This is a genomic window from Mycolicibacterium gilvum, assembly GCF_900454025.1.
Classification (GTDB): domain Bacteria; phylum Actinomycetota; class Actinomycetes; order Mycobacteriales; family Mycobacteriaceae; genus Mycobacterium; species Mycobacterium gilvum.
Window position 1 is genome coordinate 1,852,494 of sequence record NZ_UGQM01000001.1, and the last position, 13,707, is coordinate 1,866,200.

11 protein-coding genes and 1 pseudogene are annotated in these 13,707 nt (G+C 61.4%); 6 read left to right on the top strand and 6 right to left on the bottom strand.

Annotation, left to right across the window (positions count from 1 at the left end):
* Positions 1-94: 94 nt before the first annotated feature.
* From DYE23_RS30575 to DYE23_RS31930, 5 genes are all read left to right on the top strand, one after another.
* A complete protein-coding gene (locus DYE23_RS30575) occupies positions 95-1,057 on the top strand; it encodes a hypothetical protein (protein WP_147292273.1) in 963 nt (320 codons plus the stop codon).
* A gap of 456 nt (positions 1,058-1,513) precedes the next feature.
* The gene (locus DYE23_RS08765) at positions 1,514-2,950 is read left to right on the top strand and encodes an AAA family ATPase (protein ID WP_115327013.1); all 1,437 of its coding nucleotides are present in this window, start codon (positions 1,514-1,516) and stop codon (positions 2,948-2,950) included.
* Positions 2,944-4,608 (top strand): DUF2357 domain-containing protein, encoded by a 1,665-nt coding sequence (locus DYE23_RS08770; protein ID WP_115327014.1) that lies wholly within the window; start codon positions 2,944-2,946, stop codon positions 4,606-4,608. Before DYE23_RS08765 ends, DYE23_RS08770 begins: the two co-directional genes overlap by 7 nt.
* Positions 4,605-5,786 (top strand): DNA cytosine methyltransferase, encoded by a 1,182-nt coding sequence (locus tag DYE23_RS08775; RefSeq protein ID WP_115327015.1) that lies wholly within the window; start codon positions 4,605-4,607, stop codon positions 5,784-5,786. Before DYE23_RS08770 ends, DYE23_RS08775 begins: the two co-directional genes overlap by 4 nt.
* Before the next feature lie 451 nt (positions 5,787-6,237).
* A complete protein-coding gene (locus DYE23_RS31930) occupies positions 6,238-6,645 on the top strand; it encodes a helix-turn-helix domain-containing protein (RefSeq protein WP_353961824.1) in 408 nt (135 codons plus the stop codon).
* Here DYE23_RS31930 and DYE23_RS08785 read toward each other — a convergent pair.
* Both DYE23_RS08785 and DYE23_RS08790 read right to left on the bottom strand, forming a co-directional pair.
* Positions 6,623-7,057, bottom strand: a complete 435-nt coding sequence (locus DYE23_RS08785; protein ID WP_115327017.1) for a very short patch repair endonuclease — start codon at positions 7,055-7,057, stop codon at positions 6,623-6,625. The genes DYE23_RS31930 and DYE23_RS08785 overlap by 23 nt on opposite strands.
* 263 nt (positions 7,058-7,320) lie before the next feature.
* Entirely contained in the window at positions 7,321-8,727 is a 1,407-nt protein-coding gene (locus tag DYE23_RS08790) for an IS1380 family transposase (RefSeq protein ID WP_016341434.1), read from the bottom strand.
* 168 nt (positions 8,728-8,895) lie between these two features.
* On the opposite strand from DYE23_RS08790, the pseudogene DYE23_RS08795 reads away from it, so the two are divergent.
* Positions 8,896-9,161, top strand: a pseudogene (locus DYE23_RS08795) (transposase); the annotation flags it as partial.
* A 25-nt stretch (positions 9,162-9,186) separates the two neighbouring features.
* Here DYE23_RS08795 and DYE23_RS08800 read toward each other — a convergent pair.
* The 4 genes from DYE23_RS08800 to DYE23_RS08810 all read right to left on the bottom strand — a co-directional run bounded on the left by DYE23_RS08800 (position 9,187) and on the right by DYE23_RS08810 (position 13,441).
* The gene (locus tag DYE23_RS08800; RefSeq protein ID WP_172527898.1) at positions 9,187-10,374 is read right to left on the bottom strand and encodes an MFS transporter; all 1,188 of its coding nucleotides are present in this window, start codon (positions 10,372-10,374) and stop codon (positions 9,187-9,189) included.
* 50 nt (positions 10,375-10,424) lie between these two features.
* Positions 10,425-11,534, bottom strand: a complete 1,110-nt coding sequence (locus tag DYE23_RS08805; RefSeq protein WP_235660565.1) for a PLP-dependent cysteine synthase family protein — start codon at positions 11,532-11,534, stop codon at positions 10,425-10,427.
* 102 nt (positions 11,535-11,636) lie between these two features.
* Complete coding sequence (gene lpqS / locus DYE23_RS32065; protein ID WP_459076712.1) at positions 11,637-11,990, bottom strand: putative copper homeostasis (lipo)protein LpqS; 354 nt, start codon at positions 11,988-11,990, stop codon at positions 11,637-11,639.
* A gap of 180 nt (positions 11,991-12,170) precedes the next feature.
* A protein-coding gene (locus tag DYE23_RS08810) for an IS3 family transposase (protein WP_110783669.1) occupies positions 12,171-13,441 on the bottom strand; the annotation gives its coding sequence in 2 pieces (ribosomal slippage) (positions 12,171-13,168 and positions 13,168-13,441; 1,272 coding nt in all).
* Between the last annotated feature and the right edge of the window lie 266 nt (positions 13,442-13,707).

Genomic DNA, 13,707 nt, shown 5'->3' on the forward strand with positions numbered 1-13,707 from the left:
TTGCCGAGTTGCCGAGTTGCCGAGTTGCCGAGTTGCCGAGTTGCCGGCGTTTCTCCTGATGCCGGTGTCACTCCGCACGGTTACCGTGCGACAGATGGCGACAGATCCGATGGCGGGGCTTCGGAAAACACAGCTCATGATGAGCATCACGGAGCGAGCAGTGCGTGCTTGGCGGCTCGGAGAGTGGGCGCTATTGCACCAGGTGCGACCGGACGGCAGCAGCGCTCCACCAGACCCCCGGCCATTCATGCCCGACCGAGGCAGCAGCCTCGCGTTCGACGACCTCGATTTCACGCCGGACTTGGGCAAAAACCCGGTCACTTCGACTGCGCGGTACCCGGTGATGACGGCAGCCGAAAACCTGGTAGGTGCTGCGCAAGCCCATTCGGCGTCACTGCAGGAAGGAAGAACCAACGTTGTGTCGCTGGGCTCACTATGTCGTTGCGCCATTGAGGGGGCTGCCAAGACCGTGTGGCTGCTCGCGCCCACAGTCCGGACAGAGCGACGAGCAAGGTGCCGTGGTTTCATTCAAAGCGAGCGCCAGCCGCAACAGAGCTTCCTAAGAATCGAAGCTCGGGTGTTGGCTAAGCGGCAGAGTGACGGGCTTCCCGCTGACCTCCCAAACTTCCAGCGGCATCGCGATGAGTACGACGAGCGTCAAGTTCTGATCTCAGCGCTACCGAAGAGCGAGCGCACAAAGCCACCCAGCAACTCGTCGGACATCGTCAGTTGGTCGGCCAAGTGGATCGACGCGAACCCCCCGGCGCACGCCTCCGACGAACTCCCGCTCGGGATGGAACTCGGCGCTGATCGCTTCTACTCCATAGGTTCCAGCTTCGTGCATGGCTTCAAGTGGATGACCGACTACATCCGCGACGACGAGGCGACGCTGAAGGTTGTGGCCGAAGGCTTCGCCGCCGCTGTGGTCATGACCGAATGTGCGGTGTGTCTGTTTGAAGCGCAGGCCACAAATGCTGCCAGGGCTGCGGTGCGGAGGGCTAACTATCCGGACTGGTTGGCACCGACCGTGGCTGCATGGCTGCCCCGGTACCAGTGACGCTCGCCGCATTCCAAAGTGCGCTGAGCAGTTCGAGACAGAAATGAAAGTCCGGACGCGCTTCCTAACTTCACGAATTCGGCGGGTGTGTCGTCGCAGGTGCGCAAGCCCAATTCATGGCATGCTATCGCGCGTGGACGAAAGGCGTCGCGCCGGTGAGCGGTGGCCCTATCGCCTGCCGCGGGACGATCCGCGTCATGGCACAGTCAACGGCTACGGCAACTTGGGCTGCCGGTGTTCATCATGCAGGGCGGCCTCTACGGAAGAGCACCGCCGGTACATCGCACGCGTACGTGCGGAGGGCCGTGTGCTTAGTAAGCACGGAACTGAGACAGCGTACTCATCAGGTTGTCGCTGCGACGTCTGCCGAGAAGCCCATAACAGGCGGAGTCGCGAGTACAAGCGGCGGCGGACCCGCGATGACAACGCGAGTCGGGGCAAGGCAAGGGGCGCTTAATGGCCAATGTGACGGACCAAATCGTGGAAGTGATCAAGAAGCTGGCCGCGGAGCGCGAAACGTTCACAAGCGACGACCTCCGTCCTCTGCTTCCAGATGGCGCTACGCCGATGCAGATCCCTGCCGCGGTGGGTAAAGCGCGTCGCCAGGGACTAGTCGAAGAGGTGGACCGGGTCAGGTCAGTGATCCCCGAACGGAAGGGCAGCCTTGTACCGGTCCTCCGGCGACCAAGTTCCGATATCGCATGGTTCGGTTCAGCGACGCCTGGAGCAGTATCTGATGCACTTAAGGATGCTGGTGACGACGTCGTTTCGAGATCGGCCAGGGAGCTGGATGCGCTACGACGGCACCTTGAAGATGTTGGGTACATCATCGGCCTCGAGGAGCTTGCATCGATCCTATTGCTGTTAGCTAGTCGCGGATGGCTCATACTTTCGGGTCCAAGCGGGACCGGCAAGTCAAGTCTTGTGCGCCACCTGTGTAACGCGATCGGTGGCACTTTCCACGACGTTCAGGTCAAGCCGAATTGGGTTTCGTCAGAGGACAGCCTCGGCTATTACTCGGAGATTGCGCAGACTTTCGTTCCTGGCGTTCTGCTAACTGCGTTGATGACGGGCCAAGAAGCACCAGACGAGTTGCGTTTCATCCGACTCGATGAGATGAATCTCGCGCCGCCCGAGTACTACCTCGCGGAGGTGCTGAGTGCTGCAGAAGACTGGCACCACGCCGACGACGGTCAAAATTGGAGCGCAAAGGTGCAATTACCTCCCGCACCGCCCGACGCCAAAGTTCCCGACGTATGTATCGCCGATCGTGTCTACCTCATCGGAACCGTGAACATCGACGAGACAACTCGGACCTTAAGTCCGAAGGTTCTTGACCGAGCTGCGGTATACGACCTTCATCATGTCGATCTTTTCGCCGCTCCGCCGGAGAAGGGCGACGCCGCCGCGGGCACGAGTAACGCCTTACCGAGTGTCCCCAGTCTTGTTTCGTTATTGACTGATCGTCCTAGATCGCTCCTCGCTCTGAAGTACGCCCCCGACCATCTTGAAGCCGTCGCGACTCTGCTCTCTGCGCTGATGGATGTCGCTGCTCCCCTTGGAGGACCGATCGGTTATCGGCAGCGCGATGCCTTAGTGACGCTCTTGGCTCTAGCGGAGCGCCATGGCTTGTTCTCTGTCTTACCAAGAGACAGCGTGCTCGACGTTGGACTTCGTACCTGTGTGATGCCGAAGTGGCAAGGCTCCACTCCCGCCGCTTCGCTTGCGCTTCGGCGTGCGCTCGCGGTGCTCCTCGAAGTCGATGTAACTGAAGAGGTATCGGTCGAATCATTAAGACCCCAGATTGCCGTCAGTCGCTATCCTCGCTCAGCCGAGCGGCTCCTCGCGATGCTCGAACAGTACAGCCAATTTGGGTACTTCAGCGCATGGTGAAAGCAGCGCCGTTGATCTTTGCTCGTGTCGGCGAGTTCACGTTTACCGCCGTGCTCGTTGAAAGTCCGCCGAGCCACGACCGGCCAGCAGCAACACAGGTAAGCTTCGCTTGGGACGGCAAAGTCGAGGCGTCCGTCGACGTGCTTGGCGCCGCTTTAGGCTCGATCTCCGCTGTGACGTATCCGCTGACAAGACCGCTGATAGCGGAGAACTCACGGATAGCGATCTATCTGACCGGCCCGCAGTCGACCTCCGTAACCACCTCACCGCGATCCGATTCTGCTTCGGAGATAGTCCGCCATCACAACCTCCAACACATCGAGATTAGGTACCGCGGTGCAGTTGGCGATGTTGCTTGGAGATGGGATACGCCGTTCGGAGCTTTGACGATTCGGATGGAATGCTTTCCGACGAAAATCGACTTCAGGCGCGACTTCGAGGCTATCCGAGCCGAGTTGGAAGAACTAGCTCCGACTCTGACCGCGTCACCGGCTGGCGCGGCCGGCGCTGGTTACGCGCCCTGGGAGAAGACCCAAGACACCCCCTTGGAATGGCTGGAAATGGTTCGCAGATCAGCCGAGCGGCTCTTTGAGTCCATGGAACAGCTTCTGCCGCGTCTGAGGCCGCAACTCGAAACCTCGATCGAGATCGTCATGGCTGATCGACTGCGGGGTGCAAAGCCAGTGTCTCGCCGATCGTACGGAACGATCGCAAACCACCGAAGCACATTGCAGGCGCACACATTAAGGCAAAGCGAATCGACCCCGATCAACGGTTACCTTCGCTGGGAGGTCGATCGTCTGCGCTCGATGGCGCGATCAGTCGTTTCCGCGGTTTGGTTCAATAAGATTGATTCGAATCTGGCGGCTCCGGTCTATGCCCTCGCTCAAGCAGCGGAACAATGGAGACTTCGGCTCATCAGCGTTAAACCCGTTCACCATGTGCCCAGTCTTCACGTGCGTCTCCGAGACCCATTGTATGAGCGAGCGTTTCGAGACCTTCGACTCTTATGGCTGGCGCTCCAACCCCTTCGAGATTCAGAGCCGGTTGGTCTGAAGGACCTTCCGACCATGTACGAGTACTGGGTTTTTCTGCGGATTACTCAGATTCTCAAGACCCGCTTCCCGACCGTCATCAAGAACAGCGACCCACTCATCAAGCGTGCCGGGAGCCAGCTCGTGATGACAGCAGGTAGCAAGTCGACCGTAATCCTCGCAGACCCGTCAGGGCGGCGGATCAGATGCCAGTACAGGCGGCTTTTCCTCGGTCTTCCAACTACCGACCAAGAGCCGGACGCAATCATCGAGGTCGAGGATGGGACCAGGTTTTTGATAGTTGATGCGAAGTACCGCATTGGTCAGGATCATTCCTACCTAACGCGATACGGCGTCGCAGGGCCACTCGCCGACGATGTCAACGTCTTGCATCGTTACCGGGACGCCATCGTCAGTAAGGAGCCACCACACGTGCGCCTAGCCCATGCCGGGCTAATCGCGTTCCCTGGCGTGGAGAGGGAGAAGTACCGGTACCACCGCTTCTACATGAGCTGGTTGTCGGTGGGTGTTGGTGGAATACCAATGCTTCCCTCGGGGACTGCCCTCATGGAGGAAGCTATCAACGATTACCTGGATAAGCGTCTGGAGGGGACCGCCGCATGAAGATGCGCATCGTCGACTTGTTTGCCGGATGTGGGGGACTGTCGCACGGCTTCGTGCGTACGGGGAAGTATGAGGTCGTACTTGGGACCGACATAGATGCACAAGCACTGCAGACATTCGCGCACAACCACGCAAAAGAGGGCAATTATCCCGTGTTGATCCCGGGTGACATAACAGCCTTAGCGCCGCTTGAATTTACCGAGCGGCTTGAGCCTTTGGGCTTGGACTCGAAGGGCTCGCTTGATGTGTTGGTAGGAGGGCCGCCGTGCGAAGGCTTTAGTCAGAATCGAAGTAACGGCGTGCGCCTTCCCGACGGAAGCGTCTTACACATGCGCAATCCTCTCGACAGCCGCGACCCTAGGAACACTCTGTTCAGGTACTACTTGAACCTCGTGGACATGTTGCGACCACGAGGAGTGGTTATCGAGAACGTGCCGCAGATGGTCACATCACATGGTGGGAAGACCATCGCCGAGATTGCACGTCGGTTGGATGGGATGGGTTACAACGTTCAATGGGCAGTTCTGAATGCCGCCGACTACGGCGTACCTCAGGCGAGACGTCGTGCCTTCGTCGTTGCCGTCCAGAAGGACTTGCGCCCCTACGACTGGCCTGAACCGACCCATGTGCGCTTGACTTCTTCGTGCAGCAGTCTTGCTCCGTATGTAACTGTTCGTGATGCGATCACTGATCTTCCTCCTGCCACCCGCCGTGAGGTTGGTCGCAGAGACGTGAAGCACTATCGGCCCACCGTGGCAGGTTATGCCCTAGCGATGCGCAGCGACATAGCCACTCCCATGAACCACGTTGCTCGAATTCCTTCGGAGAGAGTGCTTAACCGCATTCGGGCGATGAAGCCGGGGATGATCGCGTCCGACCTACCGGATCACCTGAAGACGAAGTCGGCTTATTACAACAGCTACGGCCGATTGAGCTGGGATGCGCCGGCTAAGACGATTACAAAGAGCTGCAATTACCTCGGTTCAGGATGCTTCGGTCATCCTGTCGAAGATCGCGGGATCACGATGCGTGAGGCGGCACGCCTGCAGAGCTTCGATGACGACTTCGACTTCATCAGCAAGTCTGAGCCACACGTAGCGAAGATGATCGGCTCGGCCGTTCCGCCCCTCTTGTCAAGGCACATCGCCGAGAGTCTCGCGAAGTCGTTGGAGAGCTGATTAGGAAACCCTCGGAGTGATTGATGTTGAACGCTTTTCCTGTAGGCACAAGGCCGTAGACCTATCGGACAGCGCAGCCTTAGTGCTAGGTATCTTGCTCTTTGCGCCTCATGTTGAGTGGAAGTCAACGATCGAAGCCACGATTCGATGCCGCGGACAGGGAATTGCCCGACTTAAAGCTTCGCATCTTGTCCAGATTGCCGACGAATCAATCCGTCCTGATGCCGTGGGGTTTTCAGCGTCCGTGAGATTGAATGCCGGACTAGGGCACCTCGTGCGAGATCGGCTGGGCCGACAGATCCAAGGCGTGCCGCCGGCACTTATGGGCTCCAGTCAACGAATTACACTTCGCGCTGTGGACGGAGCCATCTCCGCGGCTGTGTGCCAGCCACGTGCAACCAGGTGGTGTATCGAGTGCCCTAACCATCATCGATCGCTTGCGTTGCGGGGAATGCTACGGAGGTGCGGAGTTGACGCTCGCATTGATACACGAGATCCTCGCAAGTTGATCGTCGAGGCGACGCAATCTGTGCGGGTGGAAGGGCTTTCGTTGGGTCTGCCGCAACTTGCGAAGCAGAGGGCGAGAGTCCACATCGTTTACGACAGCTTGGAAACGCTCAATGAAGTCCGCCGATCGGACCAGATCAACAGGACGCGATGGGCACTTGAAGTCCTCGGCGACCAAGCGCGTCGCGATCTCCTTGAAACTGGTCGCCTCCGAATTGATCATCCCGACATAAGTCTTGACGAATTAGGTCAGATGATGGAGCCGCCGGCGACCCGACACACTATGTGCGGGAGGCTGCGTCGTCTACACCAGGAAGCATTGAAGAGGGCTAGTGATTCGCCTCAGCCGTGAAGTCCGTCGGACCTTGCCGCGGGTTCGCGGGAAAGCTCGACCGGCTGGCGCGTACCGCAGCCACTATTTCGCTTGCTACATGGGTAGGGTCTTCGTGCTCCCAGAAACGGCGAACAGTCCAACCGCGCTCACGCAGCTGTTCATCCGTTTCATGATCCCGCCTAACGTTGCCCTCAATCTTCGATGACCAATATTCGGCGTTAGCGGCAGGCAGCCGCAGGTGTCGAGGACAGCCATGCCAGAAGCAGCCGTCGAGGAACACTGCAACGCGTGCCCGCGAGAACACGAGGTCAGCTCGGCGGTTCACGGTGGATACCGGCTTCGCGTCGACTCGATAGCGCAGTCCTGCCGCATGAACCAACCGCCGAACAGCAAGTTCAGGAGAGGTGTCACGTCGTCGGTTGCCTTGCATAGCGGCACGAGCCGCTCGGGAGGACGCCCAAGACTCGGTCACTCTGGAACTCCGTGTTCTGGTCGCGTTCGTTTAGTCAGTCGAGCGTATTAGCCCGGATTTTGCGTGGTAATTGGTGTGGGTTCGGTGTGATGCCGAGTTGTGTTGTTGGGTAGTGGTTTTCGTGTGGTGGCGTAGAGGTGCTGTCCCGTGTCGCCGGGTGGGGCGGGCTTTCCTGGGGCCTGTGGGTCCTTCATCGTTGATGGGTCCGATGGGGTGGGGTGTTATCCGAAGGCGGTGCGGACGCGGTGCCAGGCGGCGGCGATCGCCGCCGCCCAGCGCCAGGTGGCATCGATGCGTAGCCGCAGTTGGCGGGCGCCGCGGGTGATACGGGCGGCCACGTGCAGGACCCGGTAGCGGAACGTGGTGATCTCGACGCGGGCCAGAGCGCGATCGCTGGCGAACCCGATGAGGCGGGTCCAGGTGACCAGGTCAGCGGCGGCCAGGACGATTTCGAGCCAGGCAGCATTGGCCCAGAAGGAGTGGCAGGGCAGGTTACGCAGCCCGGTGGCTTTGAGTTCGCGGATACGGTCCTCGACGCGGGCGTGCTGGCGGTGCCGTAGTTCCAGACCGGCGACCTGACCGGGTACGACACCCGGTGGTGTGTCGGTGATGAACGCGGTGACCCGCATGCCGTCGGCGTCGGTGAACCGCAACTGCGCGCCGGGGTGGGGGCGTTCTTTACGCAGGATCAGCCGGGTCCCTTCGGGCCAGGAGGCCAGGTTGACCAGGTCGGTGGCTTCAGCGACCCACGCGCCGTCGCGGATCCCGCCGTCGGTGTCGATCGCTGGATACCAGCAATCGCCGAGGTTGAGGGTGTCCACGGCGTCCTGGACGCGGGTATCGACGGGGTACCCGAAGGAGAACCCGGCCCCGGCGGCCCGGCACGCTGCGGCGAATTTGTGGGTGGATCCGGCGGTATCGCAGCGCACCAACACCTTCGGGGCCTCGGGGTTGTCGGGATCGTCGGGGTTGGGCCGCCACGCCGCTGGCAGCGATGCCAAAGCCTGGTGCAGGACGATGATGTGGTCGGAGGCGGTGTTGGAGCCGGCGTTACCGTTGCGCAGCAACCCGGCCAGGGCTTCGCCGCCGGCGATGTCGGGGCGGTCCAGAAACGCCAGCAGCGGGTGCAGCCCGAACGTTTTCTTCCAGGTCGGCGCAGCCCCGGCCTTGTTGTCGGAGTGATCGATCACCAGCGTGGCATCGATGTCGATATGCAGCCAGCCGCCGGTGGTGGGGGCGGCTCCGACAGCCCAGGCCGCTGCCCGCGCCGCGGCTCGGGCTGCGCGCACCCCGGGTAGATGCGCGGCATCGATCCGCTCATCGATCAGCCGCCACATGGTGGTCGTTGAGGCCTTGGCCCCCAGGACGTGCTCCCGGTCACCGCACAGCTGACCGACCGCGTCGATGCAGTCCGCGCCGTCGGCGACCGCGGCCGCCAGATCAGCGAACACCTCCCCAGGCGCATACACCCACGGGCCGCGGTAGGTGTCGGCCAACGCGGCCGTGACCTGCGCCGATAAGCCGGTCCGGTCGGCAAGCTCACGCAGCATGCCCATCCCGGCATGCGACACAACGCCATGGCCGTCGGCGGAAACTTTCACCGGCGATGCCGCCGCGATATTCTTCACCTGCGAAGTGCCTTCCCGTCAGGGTTTTTGAACCGTAGAGAAGTCCAATTATTCCTTGCAGGACAGGCACTTTCGCTTATCTACACACCCCCACAGTCAACATTCCACGAAAAATCCGGGCTAATATGCGCGGGTTGAGTATCGCAAGAGGATGCGTGAATGCCGAGGGGCTATCGAGAGATCCTCGGTGCGGAGGTGACCTCGGCCGAAGACGGGGCGGGCATGGCTGGTGTACTTCCGCGATCGGCGCCACCCTGCCTGGGGTGGCCTGGCGGCGATGCAGAACCCACTGCACGATCAACCTGATGTCGGTCACCCCGAAGGCTTCCTGACCGTGGGTGTGCACGCTGCTGCACTCCATCTTCGACCATCCTGACGCTGAATCCGTTGTGGCCCAGGATGATCGAGTGCTCGCCGCATTGAGTGGCAAGCTATGTAGTGACCCTTCGTACCTGCCCCTCAACCGTCGGTGGGCCGCAAATGATCCTTGCGGTCGAGGCGGTGTAAGGCAGCTGCCGACATCACGCCGATGACAATCAGCCCGGCCCAGACGAGTTCGCTCCATCCGATGTCTCGCGCCGCGCCCAGGATGGAGCCGGCGGCGAGATTTCCCAAGAGGATACCGACGCCGATAATGGTGTTGTAGAACCCGTAGTGGGTAGCCACCAGGCGTCCGTTGCTCAGTGATACGACGGTGTCCATTTCGAACGGGAAGACGGCAGCTGAGCCGACTGCCAGCAGGGCCGCCGACCCGAGCAGCGCGGCCACCGCGACGGCGGTACCGAGTCGGTCTGCATCCGGGAACACGGCCAGCGGCACGAAGGAGATGGCCAGCACCATCATGCCAATGACCAGGCTGTGCCCGGCCCCCCATCGCGCCGCGAACCAGCGGGTGATACGGAGCTGTCCGGCCACCGCTACAACTCCGGATACTACGAAAGTGGCTGCCACGAGCCAAGCTTCCCGGTTCGGTGCCAAATACTTGGCCTGTAAGGGCAGGGTGAGGTAGATCTGAAAGGACAAAACGTAGGAGCCGATCATCGCCGCTGCGAACAGCAGAAACGACCGATTCCTCACCACTGTTCGCCAGTCGTCTACGATGGAGGTCTTCACTAAGACCTCATCCGCTCTATGTTGAGGTAACGCCACCAATTGTGCAACGGTCAGTGCCGCGAACACGATAGCGGCGGCCAGTGCGGTGATGCGAAAGTCAAACACCATCAAAGCGACTCCCACCAGCGGGCCGAGCAAAATCCCGGCCTGGTAGAAGATGTTGAACAATGCAAACGCTTCCAACCGCCGCTCGCCGGCATCGGCGGCCAGGTAGGCGCGCACCGCGGGATTGAACAGCGCGCCTGCGAAACCGGTTGCCGCCGAGGCTACGAGAACGATCGGCAGGGACTGAGCAAACGCCAGTAGCGCGAATCCCGCGGTGCGAAGTAGGCAGCCGGCCACGATCAGCGGTTTGTAGCCGAGCCGGTCGGCCAGTGTGCCTCCGACGATGAACATGCCCTGCTGTGAGAAGTTACGTACGCCGAGTACGAGGCCGATCGCCCAGGCCGCCAGCCCTAACGGGCCGGCGAGGTAGCCGGCCAGATAGGGCATGAGCATGTAGAAGCCCAGGTTGATGCCGAACTGGTTGATCATCAATATCCGGCTCGGCGCATCAAAGCTGCGGAACTGACCGATGACGCTTATCAACGCTTTCCGGCGGCTGGGTCGATGACGACGGGGCAGCGGGTCCAGGATTGCACGACGCGTTCGGTGGGGTGACTGATGACGTCCGGTTCGCTCGGCGGCTCGACGTCGAGCAGACCGTGCTCGCGGCAGTAGTCGTCGTTATAGATGGTGTCGAAGTAGCGTTGCGGCCCGTCCGGGAAGACCGCGGCGATTATGGTGTCGCGTGGGTGTGTCCGGACGGCCCAGCCCGCGACTAGTGCCACCGCCCCCACACTCCAGCCGCCACTGGCGTAGTGGGTCGAAGCCAGGGCACGACATGCCCATACCGCCTCTGCGGGGGCGACCCAGTGTGCTTCGTTGAAGGCGGGATAGTCGACGTTTCTGGGGTAGATGCTGGATCCGAGGCCGCGCATCAGTCGCGTGGCGGCTGGTTGCCCGAAGATGGTGGAGCCGATGGTGTCCACGCCGATCAGCTTCAGGGCAGGGTTGTATTCGCGCAGCACCCGCGCCACCCCCGCCGAGTGTCCACCGGTTCCCACCGAGCACACCAGTACGTCGATATTCCCCAGTTGGGAGATAAGCTCTAAGGCCAGTGGTCGGTAGGCATCGACGTTGTCGGGGTTGTTGTACTGGTCTGGATACCAGCTATGTGGATCTTCGGCCAATAGCTCGGCGACGCGGTCCTTGCGCGCCTGTTGCCACCCGCCGACCGGGTGAGGCTCGGCGACGAGATCGAGCTGGGCGCCGTAGGCAGTGAGCATGCGCTCGATGATCGGTTCCATGCCGGGATCGGTGACCACGGTGACCGGATGCCCGTACACGGTCCCGGCCAGCGCCAAACCCAAGCCCATGGTACCGCTGGTGGATTCGACGATTCGCGCACCGGGTAGCAGGTCTCCGCGTGCACGAGCTTGTTCCACCATGTGCAGCGCCGGACGGTCCTTCATTCCACCGGGATTAAGCCCCTCGAGCTTGGCCCAGAAGCCGCGGTCCGGGTCACTGAATGGCGCAGACACCCGCAACACCGGCGTGGTGCCGACAATCGTGTTGGCCCGTCCCTGCGTGCCCAACGCAACAGGCTGAGAGGCTATAGGTCGGTTGTTCTCAGAAGATGGAGCAGAGTTCATGATCATCGCTTCTGCGTGGAGCCGCGGCAGAGCGCGGCAGCTGACAATGACGGCGGTCACCAACCGTGATGGCAGCGGAGCCATCGGTTTGACGATGACCGGTCAGCGAATAGTGATACACAATCGGGACAAAATCTGTCTGCCGGTCAAGGAAGGAGCGAGCCGACTAGGCGGCGCCCGCATCATCGGTGACAGCAATTCCGCGAGCCACCCGGCAAGTGCGATGGCGGCCATCGCGGTGAAATCGGAACCGGCGAGCGGCGCGATTCGCGGTAAGACAGCCGCAGCAGCTGACAAGTCCGACGCACAGATTGACTCACGTTCAATGTGGTCGTGACTGGTCAGCGCGACAAAACCGACAAAACGATCCGCAGATGCCGATACGGAGGGATGTGAATGGACCGGAGAGACTTCACACGATGGCAGGGCGACTCTGGTGCCCAGAACGAGTACCACCGCCGCGCCGAAAACGAGAACGGTGGACTTCAGGTAAAGGCCCGTCGAGGTGCCGCTAAAACTTCCAATGGCCCGACTGTAACAGCATCACGACCCGAGAAACGGAGCCAAGCAGCCCACCTGTGCATTACGAATTAACACCTGTCTGAAGTGAATCGCCCCGGGTTTGATGCACACCGGTTACTGGTGTGCAGCCTCTGAGTTGGCCGCGTTTGTAGCGTAGTGGACGGCTTCGTACTCCAGGGGTGGGATGCGACCGAGGCGGTGCATGAGCCGGTCGGCGTTGTACCAGTGCACCCACTCGGCGGTGAGCAGCTCCACGTCGGTCAGACGGCTCAGAGGGCCGCGCCGAAACGGCGAGTCATCGCGGACGGCTTCAGTCTTGTAGAGCCCTATGGTCGTCTCCGCCAGAGCGTTATCGAAGGCATCGCCGACTGTCCCGATTGAGGCCACCAGTCCAGACAGCGCCAGGGTCTCGCCGAACCGCACAGACGTATATTGAGAGCCCGCATCGCTATGGTGAATAGTGTTGCCCAACAATGGATTACCCTCGTCGATACGAAGTTGGGCGGCGTGGCGGATCGCCTGACGCACGAACCGGTCCTCCTTGCTGGCCGAGCAGGTCCATCCCACTATCCGGCCCGCGTAGGCGTCGATGGCGAATGCGGTGTAGACGAACGTTCCGTTGGTCAGCCGTACGTAGGTGAAGTCCGCGACCAGCAGCACGTTGGGCGCGGGCACCCGGAACCGGCGTTTGACCAGATCGGCCGCCCGCGCCGCGGCGGGATCGGCGATCGTGGTGCGGACCTTCTTGCGGCGGGTAACCCCGCGCCAGCCGTTGGCCCGCATGAGGCGCTCCACGGTGCAGCGGGCCACCACAATGCCTTGTCGGTGCAGGTGAGCCCACATCTTGGTAGCCCCGTACAGTGACTCCGGTTTGCGTCGGCCGTGCTCGTCTGGCTCGTAGAAGCCGGCGAGCACCTCGGTGATGACGGTGTCCCACAGCGCCCGAGCGGATGGGGGGCGGGTCAGCCAGGCGTAGAAGGTTCTCGGGGCGATCTGGCAGCCGTGCTCAGTGAGCACGCGGCAGATCGGAGCGACCCCGAACCGAGCACGATGCTCGGCGATGAACGCACAAATCAACGGTGTCGCGGGTCGCTCTCCCGCACGAAGAAACTTGTTGCCGCCTTGAGGATTTCGATGGTTTCCTCAAGCTCGCGGTTCTTGCGCTTCAGCTCTCTATTCTCACGGGCGACGTCGGTGGGCACCCCGTCACGTTGGCCGGTGTCGACCTCGGTCTGGTTGACCCAGCGGCGCAGTGATTCATACGACACCCCCAACCGCTTGGCGACCGCGGTGATGCAGGCCGTGCGGGTGTCGTACTCCTCGGCATGGTCGGTGACCAACCGGACCGCTCGGGCCTTGAACTCGTCGTCGTACTTCCTTGGCATGATGCAAACGACCTTCCCTCGAAAGAAGGTGTGCATCAAACCCGGGGTGGTTCAAAGTGTTATTTGTGGCGAGAGACCGCACGGCTTGAGGCAGCGGCTTGAACCTACGTGGGCTGCCCTGCCCGGAGACAAGCCTGTGCGGCCGCAGCACGCATGTGAGCCCGGATTTTGCGTGGTAATTGGTGTGGGTTCGGTGTGATGCCGAGTTGTGTTGTTGGGTAGTGGTTTTCGTGTGGTGGCGTAGAGGTGCTGTCCCGTGTCGCCGG